Origin of the sequence: Methylocystis iwaonis, from assembly GCF_027925385.1 — a bacterium.
In the GTDB taxonomy this organism is placed as follows: domain Bacteria; phylum Pseudomonadota; class Alphaproteobacteria; order Rhizobiales; family Beijerinckiaceae; genus Methylocystis; species Methylocystis iwaonis.
In genome coordinates this window covers 491,105-508,427 of record NZ_AP027142.1, presented here as the reverse complement: position 1 = coordinate 508,427, position 17,323 = coordinate 491,105, and the positions used below count along the sequence as shown (strand labels likewise).

11 protein-coding genes are annotated in these 17,323 nt (G+C 64.7%); 6 read left to right on the top strand and 5 right to left on the bottom strand.

What is annotated here, in order from left to right; all coding sequences use genetic code 11:
• The first annotated feature begins 59 nt into the window (after positions 1 to 59).
• From QMG84_RS02400 to QMG84_RS02375, 6 genes are all read left to right on the top strand, one after another.
• A complete protein-coding gene (locus tag QMG84_RS02400) occupies positions 60 to 2,645 on the top strand; it encodes an MMPL family transporter (protein ID WP_281930219.1) in 2,586 nt (861 codons plus the stop codon).
• Positions 2,646 to 2,718: 73 nt separating this feature from the next.
• On the top strand, positions 2,719 to 3,336 hold the full coding sequence (locus QMG84_RS02395) for a DUF2147 domain-containing protein (RefSeq protein WP_281930217.1): 618 nt from the start codon (positions 2,719 to 2,721) through the stop codon (positions 3,334 to 3,336).
• Between the two features lie 208 nt (positions 3,337 to 3,544).
• A complete protein-coding gene (locus tag QMG84_RS02390) occupies positions 3,545 to 5,104 on the top strand; it encodes an efflux transporter outer membrane subunit (RefSeq protein ID WP_281930215.1) in 1,560 nt (519 codons plus the stop codon).
• On the top strand, positions 5,101 to 6,360 hold the full coding sequence (locus tag QMG84_RS02385; RefSeq protein ID WP_281930213.1) for an efflux RND transporter periplasmic adaptor subunit: 1,260 nt from the start codon (positions 5,101 to 5,103) through the stop codon (positions 6,358 to 6,360). Before QMG84_RS02390 ends, QMG84_RS02385 begins: the two co-directional genes overlap by 4 nt.
• Before the next feature lie 12 nt (positions 6,361 to 6,372).
• The gene (locus QMG84_RS02380; protein ID WP_281930211.1) at positions 6,373 to 9,507 is read left to right on the top strand and encodes an efflux RND transporter permease subunit; all 3,135 of its coding nucleotides are present in this window, start codon (positions 6,373 to 6,375) and stop codon (positions 9,505 to 9,507) included.
• Positions 9,504 to 12,605 (top strand): efflux RND transporter permease subunit, encoded by a 3,102-nt coding sequence (locus QMG84_RS02375; protein WP_281930209.1) that lies wholly within the window; start codon positions 9,504 to 9,506, stop codon positions 12,603 to 12,605. The genes QMG84_RS02380 and QMG84_RS02375 overlap by 4 nt, the downstream gene beginning before the upstream one ends.
• A gap of 239 nt (positions 12,606 to 12,844) precedes the next feature.
• Here the strand turns inward: QMG84_RS02375 and QMG84_RS02370 are convergent, their stop codons facing one another.
• The 5 genes from QMG84_RS02370 to QMG84_RS02350 all read right to left on the bottom strand — a co-directional run bounded on the left by QMG84_RS02370 (position 12,845) and on the right by QMG84_RS02350 (position 17,240).
• On the bottom strand, positions 12,845 to 13,132 hold the full coding sequence (locus tag QMG84_RS02370; protein ID WP_202070678.1) for a hypothetical protein: 288 nt from the start codon (positions 13,130 to 13,132) through the stop codon (positions 12,845 to 12,847).
• A gap of 142 nt (positions 13,133 to 13,274) precedes the next feature.
• On the bottom strand, positions 13,275 to 14,012 hold the full coding sequence (gene bluB, locus QMG84_RS02365) for a 5,6-dimethylbenzimidazole synthase (protein ID WP_281930206.1): 738 nt from the start codon (positions 14,010 to 14,012) through the stop codon (positions 13,275 to 13,277).
• Positions 14,012 to 15,025 (bottom strand): threonine-phosphate decarboxylase CobD, encoded by a 1,014-nt coding sequence (cobD, locus tag QMG84_RS02360; protein WP_281930204.1) that lies wholly within the window; start codon positions 15,023 to 15,025, stop codon positions 14,012 to 14,014. Before cobD ends, bluB begins: the two co-directional genes overlap by 1 nt.
• Complete coding sequence (locus tag QMG84_RS02355) at positions 15,022 to 16,479, bottom strand: cobyric acid synthase (RefSeq protein ID WP_281930202.1); 1,458 nt, start codon at positions 16,477 to 16,479, stop codon at positions 15,022 to 15,024. Before QMG84_RS02355 ends, cobD begins: the two co-directional genes overlap by 4 nt.
• A complete protein-coding gene (locus QMG84_RS02350) occupies positions 16,476 to 17,240 on the bottom strand; it encodes a cobalt-precorrin-6A reductase (protein WP_281930200.1) in 765 nt (254 codons plus the stop codon). Before QMG84_RS02350 ends, QMG84_RS02355 begins: the two co-directional genes overlap by 4 nt.
• Positions 17,241 to 17,323: the final 83 nt, after the last annotated feature.

Sequence of the window (17,323 nt, the reverse complement as noted above, 5' to 3'; positions counted from 1 at the left end):
TATTCCGTTAGGCGAACGTCGCAAATGTGGTCCGGGGTCAGGTAATGTTGGAAAAACTGGTGGCCTTCTGTCTTCGCTGGCCCTGGACAGTGGTTCTTCTCACGCTGGCTCTCACGGGCGGAGGCGTTTACCTCACCGTCGAGCGTTTCGCGATAGATACGGACACCACAAATCTTTTTTCGCCGAACATGGCCTGGCGGAAAAACCAGACGGCGCTCTATCGCGCCTTCCCCCAGCTCGAGAATTCGATTGTCGCCGTCATCGACGCGAAGACCGGCGAAGCCGCCGACGACGCGGCGGCGCGGCTCACCGCCGCGCTCGCGGGCAAGCCGCTGATGCAGCGCGTCTGGCGCCCGGACGATCCGGCCTTCTTCATGAAAAATGGCTTGCTCTACCTCGACCTGCCCGAGGTGGAGCATACGGTCGGCATGATGCTCGGCCAGCGCGACGTGCTGACGCCGCTGGCCCAGGACCCGACCTTGCGCGGCCTCTCCACCGTCCTCGTCGCCAACCAGAAACGCGCCGCCGGCAGCGAGCGCGCGACGGCCATGTATCTCGCGGGTCTCGACGAATTCTCGCGCGCCTTCGAAGAGACGCTTGCGGGTCGCCAGACGCAGGTCGACTGGGAGAAGCTGCTCGCGGGCGGCAAGGCGGACGCCGCCCCGGCGGGTCCGCCGCTGGAGAAGCGCCGCATCGTGCTCATTACGCCGACGCTCGACTTCACCGCGCTGCAGCCCGCCGCCGACGCGATCGCGCTTGTCCGCAAGACCGCGGCCGAGCTCGGCGTCACCAAGGAGAACGGCTTCCTTTTCCGCCTGACCGGCGAGGCGCCGCTCGCGGATGAGGAATTCGCCACGCTCTCCGAGAACATGGCGCTGAACACCGCGGGCACGCTCGTCGTCGTCTCGTTCATCCTGCTCGCCGCGCTGCGGTCGCCCAAGCTTATCCTGGCGGTGCTGCTCACGCTGCTTGCCGGCCTCGCCATGACCTCCGGCGTCGGCGTGCTGCTGATCGGCCGCTTCAATCTGATTTCGGTCGCCTTCGCCGCGCTGTTCATCGGGCTGGGGGTGGATTTCGGGATTCAGTTCGCGACCCGCTACCGTGAGGAGCGCCACGGCCACGGCGATCTGGAGCGCGCCCTTCTCGCGGCGACGCGCGGCATCGGAGGATCGCTCACCCTCGCCGCCGTCTCGCTGCTCGCCGGCTTTTTCTGCTTCCTGCCGACGAAATTTCTGGGCGTCGCCGAGCTGGGGCTCATCGCCGGCGTCGGCATGATCATCGCCTATGTGGCGACGCTCAGCTTCCTGCCGGCGCTGATCAAGATTTTGCATCCGCCGGCCGAGCATGTGCCGATCGCCACCCATTCGCTGGCCACGGTCGATCACTGGATCGCCCACCACCGCAAGCTGGTCCTTTTTGGCACCGCCGCCGTCGTTCTCGCAGGAACGCCCTATCTTTTGCGGCTGCGTTTCGACTCCAACCCGATGAATCTGCGCGACCAGAAAGTCGAATCGGTCGCAACCTTCCTGGACTTGAACGCCGATCCCAAAACCGCCCCCAACAAGATCGAGACGCTGGCGTCTTCCTTCGAGGCCGCCCGCGAGCTGAAGCAGAAGATACTGGCCCTGCCCGAGGTCGATCATGTCGACTCGATCGAATCGCTCATCCCAGTGGATCAGGACGAGAAGCTCGCGCTGATCGAGCGCGCGTCGAAGGAGCTGCATGACGCGCTCTATCCCAAGGTGAGACCTGCCCCGAGCGACGCCGAGACGATCAAGGCCCTGACCAACGCCGCCAGAACGCTGCGCGCGGCGGTCGCCAAAGCGCCCTCCCCTCAGACGCTCCGCTTCGCCGCGGCGCTCGACGGCCTCGCCAAGGCGCGCCCCGAAATCCGCGAAAAGGCGCGCGCCGCCGCCTTCACGGGCTTCGAAAAGCTCATGGGCCAAATGCGCGACGCGCTGAAAGCGCAGCGCGTGACGCCCGACTCCTTGCCGGAGCAGCTCCGGTCGGACTGGATGACGCCCACCGGCGTCCTGCGCCTGGAGACGACGCCGAAGGGCGATGGCAACGATCTCGAGGTGATGACGAAATTCGCGGACGCCGTGCTTTCGGTCGCGCCAGAGTCGAGCGGCGCGCCGGTCATTATTTCGGAAGCCGGGAAAACCGTGACCCAAGCCTTTCTGCAAGCCGGAATCTACGCTTTCGTGGCCGTCTTCCTGATTCTGGCCATCGCCCTGCGCAACGCCAAGGACGTCGCGCTGACGCTCGGGCCGCTCGTGCTCGCCGGCGTGATGAGCCTTCAGGCGGCGGAAATATTGGGCGTGCCGCTCAATTTCGCCAATATTATCGCGCTGCCGTTGATGTTCGGCGTCGGCGTCGCCTTCCACATCTACTACGTCATCGCCTGGCGAAAGGGCGTCGTCGATATGCTGGCGTCGAGCCTGACGCGCGCCATATTCTTCAGCTCTCTGACTACGGGAACGGCTTTCGGCAGCCTTTTTCTGTCGAGCCATCCCGGCACGGCGAGCATGGGCGAATTTTTGACAATTTCCCTCTTCTTCACTCTGCTCGCGGCCTTCATCATCGTGCCGGCGTTCCTCGGACCGCCGCCGCATCCGGCCGAAGGCGAGGCTGATGCGGCTTGACGGCGCCGGCGTTCGGTTTTTCGCTGCGTGAGGACCGATATATTCTGCAAATGCGAATCAGGGGCCGGGCGTCATGAAGAGACTAATGCTGAGCATCCTCGCCGTGACGGCTTTTTGCGCGCCAGCTGCGGCTTCCGGCACGGACATTTATGGCGTTTGGGCGCGCGACGGCCATCCGACGGACAAGCTGGAATTCTTCGATTGCACAGGCAAGCTCTGCGCAAAGGGCATACTCCCCATGCGCGACGGCAGCCCGCCGCCGCTCATTCTGCGCTCCGCCGCGAAGACCGGCCCGAATAGCTGGAAGGGCGACCTCTACAACCCCGAGGACGGCAAAACCTACACGGGCAAAATTACGCTCGATTCGCCGGATCAGCTTACGTTGAGCGGCTGCCTCGTCGCCTTCCTTTGCCAGAGCGAGACATGGACGCGCATCTCGGGTCCGACCAAGACCATCGCCCCCGCCGACAAGACGGAAGCCAAGGGCGCCAAGGCGCCTGATTCCGCCAAATCCTCGGATAAAGACAAAGAAAAAGCCCCGCCGAAAGCGGCGGCTCAGGACGCCGCCAAGAGCGCGAAACCTGCGCTGCGGCCGAGCGACGCCAAACCGTCGCCCGCAAAGCCCGCGCCGGCAAAGGCGGCGGCTCCAGCAAAGCCGGCGGCGCCCAAATCGGGCGACGCCGAGGAGTGAGCGGCTTTCGCCGCAGGTTAAAGATAGGTAACTTGACGCTTGCTACGCCGTAGGCGAGCGTCACCGGACAAACCGGCGCGACCTTCGCCGGAGTGGTTTTGTCGTTCGAGCCTTGACTGGCTAAATCCCACATGTTCGATAGAGTTATCTTGACCGCGGCCTGTTTTTGGCGGACAGACCTCAGCGGAACAACAAGGACAAGCTTCCGTTGACGGCCGACGTCGTGTTCGCACTTGCTGGGAAAAAACGGAGCGCCGCGTTCAGCGCGGCGGCTGCGTTGTGCCTATCGTCCTGCAACCTCGATTGGGAGAAGCCGGACCTCGCGACGCCTCCGCCCGAGAGCTTCCGCGAGGCCAAACCGGCTTCCGCCAAGCCCATCGCGCGGGGCCCGGACTTCGCGGTCAAATTCGGCTCCAGGGAGCTGACGATGCTGGTGGAGCAGGCGGTCGGCGACAATCTCGACATCGCCGCCGCCGTGGCGCGCATTCAGCAGGCGGACGCCCAGGCGCGCGTCTCGAGCGCGGCGCTCTGGCCGAGCATCTCCATGCAGGACATCGCGCGCAGAACGCGCACGCCCGGCACGACGACCAACATCGGCTCGGCGAGCAGCGGCTTCACCCCGGCGACGACATCGTCTTCGACGACAACGTCTTCCTCGAACACCTTCAGCGCGCGCGAATTCAATTTCTTCCAGCTCGGCCTGACGGCGAGCTACGAGATCGACTTCTGGGGCAAGAACGAAGACGCCTCCTATGCCGCGCGGCTGCTGGCCAACGCCAGCCGCTTCAACCGCGACACGGTGGAAATCTCGACGATCGCCGCGGTGCTGAACGCCTATTTCCAGGTGCTGACCGCCCAGGACCGCTTGGCTATCGCCCATAACAACGTCGCCATCGCCGAGCGCGTCTACCGCGCCATTCAGGCGCGCTTCGAGGTCGGCGTCGCCAGCGTGCTCGACACGGCGCAGCAGGAGACCGTGGTCGCCCAGCAGCGGGCGAGCATCCCGCCGCTGGAGCAGACCCTGCGGCAAACGCGAAACCAGCTCGCCGTGCTCGTCGGCCAGACGCCCGAAAGCCTTTCCGTTAAGGGCGGATCGCTCACTAAGCTCTCCTATCCGAAAATCGCGCCGGGCATGCCGTCGGAGGTGCTGCTGCGCCGCCCGGACATTGCAAACGCCGAGGCCCAGCTCGCCTCGCAGGAATTCTCGGTGCTGCAAGCGCGGGCGATGTTCTTCCCCTCGATCACGCTCACCGGCCAATACGGGGTGCAGACCGCCTTGCTGCACAATCTTCTGCGCCCCGAGGCGATCGGCTGGCAAATCGCCTCGAATCTCGCCCAGCCGATTTTCGACGGCTATAATCTGCAGGGAAATTACGAGCTGCAGAAAGGCCGCTACGCCGAGCTTGGCGCGCTTTACAAAAAACAAATCCTGACGGCGCTCTCGGACGCGGAGAATGCGCTCATCGCCTCGAAGCAGACCGCGCAAGCGGTCAGGCTGCAGGGCCTCGCCGTCGCGGCCGCCCAGCGCGCGCTGACAGCCGCCGAGATGCGCCTGCAGGAAGGCACGATCGACATCGTTACGCTGTCGACGACGCAGAACACCCTGTTCCTGGCCCAGGATCAACTTGCTCTGGCCCGGCTGTCTTATTTTCAATCGGCGACGAGCCTATATCAGGCTCTCGGCGGCGGATGGTCACCCACCACGAGAGACGCCGAAATCGCTTCCGCAAACGCCGCCTATGAGGCGGACAAAGGGATCCATCCATGATACGCGCCGACCGGCGTATTCTCATGGCGCTCGGCGCGCTCGCAGTCGCCCTTGCCGCGGGCGGAGCCTATCGCGCCGGCGTGCTGCCGGGTTTTCCCGCCGCGGATAAACCCGCCGCCGACCAGCCCGACGGCAGACGCGGACGCGGCGACGCCATCGTCACCGTGACGACGGCGCAAACGCGCGTTCAGGACGTGCCGGTGACGATCGACGCCGTCGGCACGGTGCAGGCGCTCAACTCGGTCACGATCCGGACCCAGGTCGATGGAAGGCTGCTGCGCCTCGACTTCACCGAGGGCCAGGACGTCAAGAAAGGCGACGTCCTCGCCGAGATCGACCCGGCGCTCTACAAGGCGCAATATGATCAGGCCGTCGCCAAGAAAGCGCAGGACGAGGCCAATCTCGCCAATGCCCGCGTCGACATGGCGCGCTACGAAAAGCTCGTCGCCGGCAAGTTTCTGTCGCAGCAGCAGTATGCGACCCAGAAAGCCCAAGTGAGCCAGCTCGAGGCGCAAGTGCGCGCCGATCAGGCGGCGATCGACAACGCAAGGACGACGCTCGATTACGCCACGATCCGCTCGCCGATCGACGGACGCGTCGGCATCCGCCTCGTGGACGTCGGCAATATCCTTCACCCGTCCGATCAGAACGGCATCGTCATCATCACGCAGCTCAAGCCGATCTACGTCGTCTTCACGCTGCCGCAGCAGGCGCTGCCGGCGGTGCAGAAGGCGCAGGCCAACGGCGCCGCCACAGTGCGCGCGCTCGGCCCCGACAATGCGAGCGTGATCGAGACGGGCGAGCTGAAAGTGGTCGACAACCAGATCGACCAGCTCACCGGGACAGTGAAGCTGAAGGCCGTTTTCGCAAATGATAATCTGGCGCTTTGGCCGGGCCAGTTCGTCAACGTCCGCCTGATGCTCGACACGATCCACAATGCGATCGTCGCGCCGAGCCCCGCCGTGCAGCGCGGACCGAACGGCGCCTTCGTGTATACTCTTAGCGAAGACGGTCGTGCGAAAATGAAAAGCGTCACGACCGGACGGCAGGATGAGAATCTCGTCGTCGTCACGTCGGGGCTGGAGCCCGGGACGACGATCGTGACCAGCGGTTTCTCGCGCCTTTCCGAAGGCGCCAAGGTCCATGTGGTCAAAGCCGAGGAGCCCGTCGCCGCGGCGGCCGGCCCCGAAACCAAGCCAGAGCAGATCAATCGCCGCCAAGGCGGCGCAAAGGGAGAGGGCTCTCCCGGAAAGTAAACAGAAAGCGGCATGAATATTTCGGCGCCCTTCATCAACAGGCCGGTGGCGACCTCGCTCATGGCCTTCGCCGTCCTGCTGTTCGGCCTGCTGGGATATTCGCGTCTTTCCATCTCGCCGCTGCCGCAGGTCGATTTTCCGACCATTCAGGTTACGACGCAGCTTCCCGGCGCCAATCCCGACACGATCGCCTCGCTGGTGACGGCCTCGCTCGAGCGTCAATTCGGGCAGATTCCCTCGCTCGCCGGCATGTCGTCGCAAAGCTCCTTCGGCCTGTCTCAGGTCACGCTGCAATTCGCCCTCGACCGCGACATCGACGCCGCCGCGCAGGACGTGCAGGCGGCGATCAACGCCGCCGCCTCGACACTGCCGCGCGATCTCCCCTACCCGCCCGTCTACGCCAAAGTGAACCCGGCCGACACGCCGGTTCTGACCCTCACGCTGCGCTCCAAAACCGCGACGCTGCGCGATTTGAGCGATCTCGCCGACACGCTGATTGCGCCGCAGCTCTCTCAGGTCTCCGGCGTCGGCCGCGTGTCGGTGCAGGGCGGCGTGCGCCCCGCCGTGCGCATCGAGGCCGATCTCGCGCGGCTCGCCGCCAATCGCATCGGCATGGAGGATTTGCGCCAGGCGGTCGCGGCCGCCAACAACGCCGGCGCCAAGGGGTCGCTCGACGGCAAGCGGCAGTCCTACACGCTGGACGCCAACGACCAGATTCTTCAAGCCAAGCAGTATGAGACCATCATCGTCGCCTGGCGCAATAATTCGCCGGTGATGCTGCGCGACGTCGCCAAGGTCGCGGACGGACTCGAAAACGCCCGCGTCGGCGGCTGGTACAATGGCGAGCAGTCCATTGTGCTCGACGTGATGCGCCAGCCGGGCGCCAATATCATCGCGACTGTGGAGCTCGTCAAAGAGGCGCTGCCGAAGCTGCGCGGCGAGCTGCCGGCCGGCATGAGCCTCGACATCGTCAACGACCGAACCGATACGATCCGCGCCTCGATCCACGAAGTGGAGATGACGCTTTTCATCGCCGGCGGCCTCGTCGTCGCCGTCGTGCTGCTGTTCCTGGGCAGTTGGCGGGCGACGCTCATCGCCGGCGTCAGCCTGCCGCTGTCGATCATCGCCACTTTCTTCGTCATGTGGGGAATGGGCTTCTCGCTCGACAATCTCTCGCTGATGGCGCTCACCATCGGCACGGGCTTCATCGTCGACGACGCCATCGTGATGATCGAGAACATCGTGCGCAACATCGAGCACGGGAAGAAGCCGCTTCAGGCGGCGCTCGACGGCGCGCGCGAGATCGGCTTCACGGTGGTGTCGCTGACGGTCTCGCTCATCGCCGTATTTATCCCGCTTCTGTTCATGACCGGCATCGTCGGGCGCATGTTCCGGGAATTCGCGCTGACGCTCTCCATCGCCGTCGTCATCTCGGCGGTCATTTCGCTCACGCTGACGCCCATGCTCTGCGCGGTGCTGCTCAAAAGCGCGCCGACGCGCCCGCATTCGACATGGGAGATCGTGTCTCTGTGGCTCGACCGCCTCTATTATCGCTCGCTCGACTGGGCGCTGAAGCGCGAGACTTTCATGCTCGCGCTGACCGCCGGCACGCTCGCTTTGACGGTGGCGCTTTACATCGTCATTCCGAAAGGCTTCCTGCCGCGCCAGGACACGGGCGTGCTGAGCGTCGTCATGGAGGCTGCGCCCGACGCGTCCTTCGAGCGCATGAAAGCGCTGCAGGCGCAGGTGACGGACGTCTTCCGCAAAGACCCTGAAGTGACCGGCGTCACCTCCGTGCTCGGCGTCGGCCCGCTCAACGCCACGACGAATGTGGGCCGCCTCACCGTGACGCTACGCAGCCGCGAGATTCGCGACACGAGCGCCGACGCGATCGCCGATCGTTTGAAAACCGCCGGCGAGAAGGTTCCCGGCGTCTCGCTCTTCGTCGAGCCCGTTCAGGACATTCAAATCACGACGCGGCCGAGCCGCTCGCAATATCAATATACGCTGACCTCCGCCGACGCGGGCGAGCTTCTGCGCTGGTCCAATCGCCTCGTCGACGAATTGCGCGGGACGCCTGGGCTGAAGAACGTCGCCGCCGAGACGCAGGACGGCGGACTGCGCGCGCTGATGAAGATCGATCGCGAGAAGATGGGCCGGCTCGGCATTTCGGCGCAGGACGTCGATAATGTGCTGAACGACGCCTTCGGCCAGCGGCAGATTTCGACCATCTACACGCAGTCGAACCAATATCGCGTCATCCTGGAGGCCGCGCCGCAATATTTGCGCGACATGTCGGCGCTGGAGAAGCTGTATGTGGCGCCGATCGGCGGCGGGCCGCAGACGCCGGTCGCGACCTTCGTGCGCGTCGAGAACAAAGCCGCGCCGCTTTCCGTGGCGCATCAGGATCAGTTCCCCGCGTCCACCATCAGCTTCGATCTTGCCGACGGCGTCGCGCTCGGCGACGCGGTGAAGCTGGTGGCCCAGGCGCAGACGGCGATCGGCATGCCCTCGTCGATCATCGGCGTCTTCAGCGCCGACGCAGCCGAGTTCAACAAATCGCTCGCGAGCGAGCCCTGGCTCATTCTGGCGGCGATCATCGCCATCTATGTGGTGCTCGGCGTTCTGTACGAGAGCTTCGCCCATCCCTTCACCGTGCTCACCACTTTGCCGTCGGCGGGCGTCGGCGCGCTGCTTGCGCTGATGATCCTTCGCATCGATATGTCGATCGTGGCGCTGATCGGCATCGTGCTGCTCATGGGCATCGTGAAGAAGAACGCGATCATGATGATCGACTTCGCGCTCGAGGCGGAGCGCGACGAAGGGATGTCGCCCCGCGACTCCATCGTCCATGCCGCGCATATGCGTTTCCGGCCGATCATGATGACGACGCTCGCCGCGCTCTTTGGCGCGCTGCCGCTCGCCCTCGCGACCGGGCCGGGCAGCGAATTGCGCATTCCGCTCGGCGTCTCGATTATCGGCGGCCTGCTCCTCTCCCAGGCGCTGACGCTTTACACGACGCCGGTCATCTATCTGCAGGTCGACCGGCTGCGCCATCGCTTCATGAAGCCGCGGCAAGATGACGAAGCGGAGGCTTTCGAGGAAAGAGCGAGGGAGACCTTGCAGCGGCGGGAGGCGGCGGAATGAATGTTTCCGAGCCCTTCATCCGCCGGCCGGTCGGCACCACGCTCCTCGGCGCCGCGCTCTTCCTGGTTGGGGCCGTCGCCTATTTCTTCCTGCCGGTGGCAAGCCTGCCTGCCGTCGATTTCCCCGCGATCGGCATTGGCGCGTCGCGTCCCGGCGCCGATCCGGAGACGATGGCCGCCTCCGTCGCCGCGCCACTCGAAAGGCGCCTCTCCGGCATATCGGGCTTGAACGAGCTGACGTCGACGAGTTCGCTCGGCAGCACGCAGATCATCGCGCAATTCGACATCGACAAGAATATCGACGCCGCCGCCCGCGACGTTCAGGCGGCGATCAACGCCGCCCTCGTCGATCTACCGACCGACCTGCCCACTGCGCCGAGCTTTCGCAAAGCCAGCCAATCCACCATGCCCGTCCTGGTGCTGGCGCTGACGTCCGACACGCTGCCCACCAGCGCCATTTTCGACGCCACAGATTCGGTGATCGCTCAACGCATCTCGCAGGTGCCCGGCGTCGCCGAGGCGCGCATCGCCGGAGCGGAGCAGCCGGCCATTCGCGTGCAAGTGGATTCGGCTCGCTTGGCCGCAATGAATCTCGGCGTCAACGAGGTCGGCAAGGCGCTCTTCGCCGCCAACGCGCATGCCGCCGTCGGCGCGCTCTCGGGTGGATCGCAGGAGATCACCTTCGATACGACGGACCAGCTCTCGACGCCGGAAGACTATCGCAACATCGTCGTCGCGTCGCGCAATGGCGCGATCGTGAAGCTCGGCGACGTCGCCAGAGTGGAGCGGGGCGTGCGCAATCGCATGTCCGCCGGCTGGTTCAACGGCAAGCCCGCGGTCATCATCATCGTCACCAAGCAGCCGTCGGCGAATGTCATCGAGACCGTCGACCATATCAAGTCGCTGCTGCCGCAAATGCAGCAGTGGATTCCCGCCGGCATCAAAATCCACGTCTTCGCCGACCGCACCCAGACCATTCGCGCCAGCATTCACGACATCCAACTGACGCTCGCGATCTCGGTCGGGCTCGTCATGATGGTGGTGTTTTTCTTTCTGCGTCGCGCGACGCCCGTCATCGCCGCGGGAATCACAGTGCCGCTGTCACTCGTCGGCACTTGCGCCGCCATGTGGCTCGCCGGTTTCTCGATCGACAATCTGTCGCTGATGGCGCTCACCATCGCCGTCGGCTTCGTCGTCGACGACGCAATCGTGATGATCGAAAATATCGAGAGCTATCAGGAGCGCGGCCTCAACCGCTTACAGGCGGCGCTCGAAGGTTCGAAGCAAATCAGCTTCACGGTCGTCTCCATCAGCATGTCGCTCATCGCCGTCTTTATCCCGCTGCTCTTCATGGAAGGCGTGATCGGGCGGCTTTTGCGCGAATTCTCGGTGACGCTCACCTTCGCCATCCTGATTTCGACGGTGGTGTCGCTGACCGTCACGCCCATGATCTGCGCCTGGCTGCCGGCGCCGAAGCGCGATCACAAGACGCGCTTCGATCGCCTGGTCGAGAACGGGCTCGATGCAATTGTCTCCTTCTATGCGCGCACCTTGCGGCCCGTCGTGGACCATCCCTGGATCACGCTCGTCGTCATTCTGGTCTCCGTGCTCTGGACCGTGCAGCTCTACCGGACGATCCCGAAGGGCAATCTTCCCCAGGACGACATCGGCCTCATCAATGGCACGTCGGAAGCCGCGCCCGACGTCTCCTTCGAGGAGATGGTGCGGCTGCAAAGGCAGGTGAACGATGTCTTGATGAATGATCCGGACGTCGCCAATGTCGGCTCCTTCATCGGCGCCAACTCTCTCACCGCGTCGGGGAATCAGGGGCGCCTTTTCGTCGCCCTGAAGCCGATCAACGAACGCAAGTCGTCGAGCCGCGAAGTCGTCGACAGGCTGCGCGTATCCTTCGCAAAGATTGCGGGCGTCAGCGTCTATATGGTGCCGTCCCAGGATCTGCGCTCGGGCGGCCGCGTCAGCAAATCGCAATATCAGTTCACGTTGTCCGACGCCTCGCTCGACGAACTCGAGGAATGGCGCGTGAAGGTTCTCGCGCGGCTCAAGCAACTGCCCCAGCTCGCCGACGTCACCTCCGACAAAGAGGTCGGCGGGCTGCGCGCCCAGCTCATCATCGACCGCAACGCCGCCTCGCGCCTGAACGTGCCGATCGCCGCCATCGACAATGCGCTCAACAGCGCCTTCGGACAGCGGCAGGACACGATCATCTACACACAACGCAACCAGTACCGCGTGATTTTCGAGACGCCGCCGTCGCGTCAGCGCGACATCCGCGACCTCGCCGGGATCTATGTGTCGAGCGCCTCTGGCGCGCAAATTCCGCTGACGGCTCTCGCGCGCGTGGAACGCAGCTCGATGCCGCTCGTCGTGAATCATCAGGGCGTGCTGCCGGCCGTCACCATCTCCTACAATATCGCGCCGGGCGCCACCCTCGACGCCGCGACCGCTGCCGTCGAAAAAGCTGTCGAGGAGATGAACCCGCCGAGCGGCTTGCGTACCGGTTTTGCTGGGGACGCCGCAGACTTCCGCAAGGTGGCGCGCGGCATGGCGACGCTCATTCTCGCCGCGCTGCTCGCGGTCTACATCATCCTCGGCATTCTCTATGAAAGCCTCGTGCATCCCGTCACGATCATCTCGACCCTGCCTTCGGCGGGCCTGGGCGCGCTTCTGTCGCTCGAAGCCTTCGGCGTCGAATTCACCGTGATCGCCTTTATCGGCATTCTGCTGCTGATCGGCATCGTGAAAAAGAACGGCATCATGCTCGTCGACTTCGCGCTCCATGCCGAGCGCGAGCGCGGATTGTCCATCCACGACGCGGCGCTGGAGGCGGCGAAGGAACGCTTCCGCCCGATCCTGATGACGACGCTCGCCGCCATGTTCGGCGCGCTACCGCTCGCTTTTGCTGGGGGAATCGGCGCCGAGCTGCGCCGCCCGCTCGGCATTACGATCATCGGCGGGCTGCTGCTGAGCCAAGTGCTGACGCTCTATTCGACGCCGGTCATTTATCTCTTGATGAGCAAGCTGCGTCGCAAACCCCGCGAAGAATCATTTGCGCGCGAGCGGGCGGCGCCCGCAGAATAAAGCGGTCAATTGATTTACGTCATTCCCGATGCTCGCGCCGTTTGGAGACACAGGGAATCACCGCCGTCATTGCGAGGAGGCGGAGCCGACGACGCACCAGAGCCGCATCGCCGCCCTGGATTGCTTCGCTTCGCTCGCAATGACGGGCTCTGGGCAAAATCATGTCGGGCTTTCAGCCCGCGGGGAATGACATGGCCCAATGCGTGCTGTTCAAACGGAAGCGATGCGAGAGCGCGCGCTCAATGCGCCTCGGTCTCAGGCTGTTCGAAGAAAAAGCGCAGCACCTGCGCCTCGCCGCAATCCTCGACCGGCACGTGCCAGAACTTTGAATCCATGAAAGGGAAGCGCTCCATCGGCAGTTGGATCTGCGTGAGGCGCGCGTGATTGTCGAAGCCCCGTCGCATGGCGCGTTCGAGCAGCTTTATCAGCTCTTCCTCACATTCGGGCACTTCTGTCACGGTGAGGATCAAATTATTCGCAATGGGGAATGTTTTGTCGAAAAGCTGCTCGAATCGCGCCGTCGCCATCTTTGTGGTCTCCGCTGCTCATCACATGGAGCGTCGCGATTATCTTTCGGTTATTGCCGCGCTCCAATCAGCGTCGTTTCCGTCGCTTAAAGGTGCGGTTGACAGCCGAATGACCCTTCGCTGAAGGATTTATTACGGAAATTTAAGGCGCCTTTGTGAACGGACAAGGCGCTCCCCAGCGATCTTCGAAGACGAGGCTTTCGAGCGGCAGTCGCGACGCCCAGCGTTTCACTTCGAGCTCCGGGCGCCGATAGGCGCGCTCGATAAATCCCACGCAGAGATAGGCGACGACGGCAATCTCGTCCGGGATTCCCAAAATTGAGCGCAGCTCCTCCTCGCGCATGATGCTGACCCAACCGACGCCGACGCCTTCGACGCGCGCCGCAAGCCAGAGGTTTTGCACCGCGCAAGCCGTGCTCAAGAGATCGGTGTTGGGCTGTTGCGTGCGCCCCAGCCCGGTTGGGCCGTGGCGGTTGCGGTCGCATGTGACGCAGACATTGACCGGAGACTTCAAAATGCCTTCGAGCTTGAGATTGCGATAATGCGCGCGCCGCTCGGGATCGAGCATGTCGATCTCGGCCTGCGCGCCGCGCAGAAAGGCTTCATGCACCGCGCCGCGCACCGAATTGTCACGGATCACGATGAAATTCCACGGCTGCATGAAGCCGACGGAGGGCGCGTGGTGCGCCGCGTCGAGAATGCGAATCAGCAAATCCTGTGGGACGTCGTCCTCCAGGAATTCATTGCGCACGTCCCGGCGGGTATAGATCGCGCGATAAACCGCCGCGCGTTCGGCCTCGTCAAAAGGCGCGGCGGCGCCGATGTCGCGCTCGGCCTCGGCCGCGTCGAAAGGCGGCTTATCATGCGGATTGTCCGCCATTAGCCGGTCTCCAATGCGGCGTTTAACCGCGCCCAGGCCGCCTCACTCCCGGGGAGTCCGAACCGCAGCCAGATCGGCCGCTCGGGAAAGTCCCGCACAAGGACGCCCTTCTCGCACAGGCGCAAAAACCAATGTTGCGCCTTGCCGTGACGGACGAGTCGAAACAGCGACGCGCCGCCGAGGAGCTCAAACCCGGCGCGCGCCAGCGCCGCATCGAGACGCTCGGCCTCGGCCGCGCAGCCGGCGGCGGCGGCGGCGCGCCATCGCACATCGGCGAGCGCTTCAGCGCCAATCGCGAGCGCAGGGCCGGAGACCGCCCAGGGACCGAGCGCCGCGCGCAGAATCGCCGCGCGGGCGGGCGCGCATAGCGCGAAGCCGAGCCGCACGCCGGCAAGCCCATAGGCCTTTCCGAACGAACGCAACACGACCACGCCTTCCAGCAACGCGAGCGACGTCGCGCTGTGCTCAGGCGTGAAGTCCATGAAGGATTCGTCGATGACGAGCAATCCGCCCTTGCGCGTCATCTCTTGCGCCAGCGGGCCGAGGTCGCGCGGGAGAAGAATGCGGCCGTCAGGGTTATTCGGATTGACGATGACCGCGACGTCGAAACCCATGAGTGCTTCGATCGTCGCGACCGTCTCGACTTTCGCGCCGTTCGCGGCCCAGCAGGCGCCGTGCTCCGCATAGGTGAAGCCCAGCACGCCGACGCGATGGGCCGGAAACACGCGCGGCAGCAACTGAATGAAAGCCTGCGCGCCGGCGCCCGCGACGATCGCGCTATCTTGCGGGGCGCGGTAAGCCGCGCGCGCGGCGACGTCCAGATTTGCGAAAGCCGCCTCATCAGGGAGCCGCATCCAGGCTTCGGGCGCGATCACCGGCAAGAGGTAGGGATTGGGATTGATCCCTGTCGAGAGGTCGATCCACGGCTCGGGCGCATGTGGAAAAGCGCGGCGCGCAGCGTCGAGGCGCCCGCCATGCGCAATCGGGGACGAAAGCGGGGCATGCGCGCTCATCGCGCAATCTCCAACAAGGCGTCGAGATCGATATGCGTTTCGCAATGCGCCGCGAGCGCATCGAGTGTTTCCTCGATCATGTCCTCAAAATGCAGCGGCGACGCCTCGGCGCCGATCCATTGCAAGAACGCCGCGCGAAAGCTGTCGTCGGAAAAGAGCCCGTGCACATAGGCGCCCATGACGAGGCCATTGCGCGACATGGCGCCGTCGTGACGACCGTTATCGAAACGCAAGACCGACCGCGCGCAATCTTCTCCTGAGGTCTCGCCCACATGCATCTCATAGCCGCGAAAGGGCGCAGCGAAGGGGATCGCTTGGCCCACGACGCTTGTGAGCGTCTTCTTCTCCGTGAGCGTCGTCTCTATGTCGAGCAGGCCGAGCCCTGCCGCTTGCGCCACATCGCCTTCCATGCGCTGCGGATCGCAAATCATGCGGCCGAGCATTTGATAGCCCCCGCATATGCCGAAGACGCGCCCGCCGCGCCGCGCATGCGCAAGAAGGTCAATATCCCAGCCATTGGCGCGTAGCGCAGCGAGATCGGCGATCGTCGCCTTGGAGCCCGGAAGAATGACGAGCGCCGCCTCCGCGGGCAAAGGCGCGCCGGGCTGAATGAGACGCAGATCAACTCCCGGCTCCGCCTTCAACGGATCGAGATCGTCGAAATTTGCGATATGCGGCAACAGTGGAACGGCGACGACGACGCCATTGCTTTTGTTGCCGCGCGCGGCGCGCAAGCCGAAGGCGTCTTCGGCCGGCAGCCTTGTGGCGGCCTCGAAATAGGGAACGAGGCCCAGAGCCCGCCAGCCGGTGCGCGCCGCGATGAAATGCATGCCGTCATCGAACAGGGAGGCGTCGCCACGCATCTTATTCACGATGAAGCCCTGGACCATCGCCGCGTCTTGCGGATCGAGCACGGCCTTGCAGCCGACGAGCTGCGCAATGACGCCGCCACGGTCGATGTCGCCGACGAGAATGACGGGCGCATCGGCCTCGCGCGCAAAGCCCATATTGGCGATGTCGTTCTTGCGCAGATTGATCTCCGCCGCGCTGCCGGCGCCTTCGACAATGACGAGGTCGCTTTGCGCCTTGAGGCGCGCGAAGCTTTCCATCACCGCGGGCTTCAGGCGCGGCTTCCAGTCCTGATACTCGCGCGCCTTCGCCTGGCCTGCAATCACGCCGCGCACCACGATCTGAGAGCCATTCACGCCCTGCGGCTTCAACAGCACCGGATTCATGTCGACGGTGGGCGCCAGCCTTGCCGCGCGGGCCTGCAACGCCTGGGCGCGGCCGATCTCGCCGCCATCGGCCGTCACCGCGGCATTGTTCGACATGTTCTGCGGCTTGAAGGGCGCGACCCTGAGGCCGCGATTGACGAAGGCGCGCGCGAGCCCTGCGACGATGAGCGACTTGCCGACGTCGGAACCCGTCCCCTGAATCATCAACACCCGGCTCATGACGCGAGCAGCGCCATGACAGCGTCGATACTATGCGCGACGGCGACGCCCGCGCGCGGCGGCGGCTGGATCATAACGACAGGCAACCCAAGCGCGCGCGCCGCTTCGATCTTGGCGTAGGTGAGCGCGCCGCCGCTGTTCTTGCTGACGACGACATCGATGCGTTTTTCGCGCATGAGCGCGATTTCATCGGCGCGCGTGAACGGGCCGCGCGCGGACATCACCGCGCATTTAGGCGGAAGGTCGCTTGTTTCGGGCGGCTCGATCACACGCAGCAGATATGCATGCTGGGGCGCGGCGCGAAAATCCGCGACGCCCTGCCGGCCGATAGTGAGAAAGACGCGGCGGGGCGCAGCGCCGAGCGCTTGCGCCGCCGCTGCGTTGCTGTCGACTTCGATCCAGCGATCGCCGGCTATGGAACGCCAAGGCTCTCGCGCGTAGACGATCAGCGGCAGGCCGAGCGCGTCACAGGCGGCCTGTGCGTTCCCGGAGATTTGCGCGGCGAAAGGATGCGTGGCGTCGACGACATGCGTGATGCGCTCATCGACGAGATAACGCTTCAGCCCCTCTACCCCGCCAAAGCCGCCGACGCGCGTCGGCAAGGCGAGCGCGATGGGCGCGCTGGTGCGGCCGGCGAGCGACGCGATGGCCTCAAAGCGCGCCTCGGCCGCAATGCGCTCGGCGAGCGAACGCGCCTCGCTCGTGCCGGCCAGCAGAAGGATGCGGCGGCGACCCACGTCATTGCGAGCGAAGCGCGGCAATTCAGGGGCCGCGTCGTGGCGCTGGATTGCTTCGTCGCCTTCGGCTCCTCGCAATGACGGCGGGGATGTTCTCGGATTGCCAG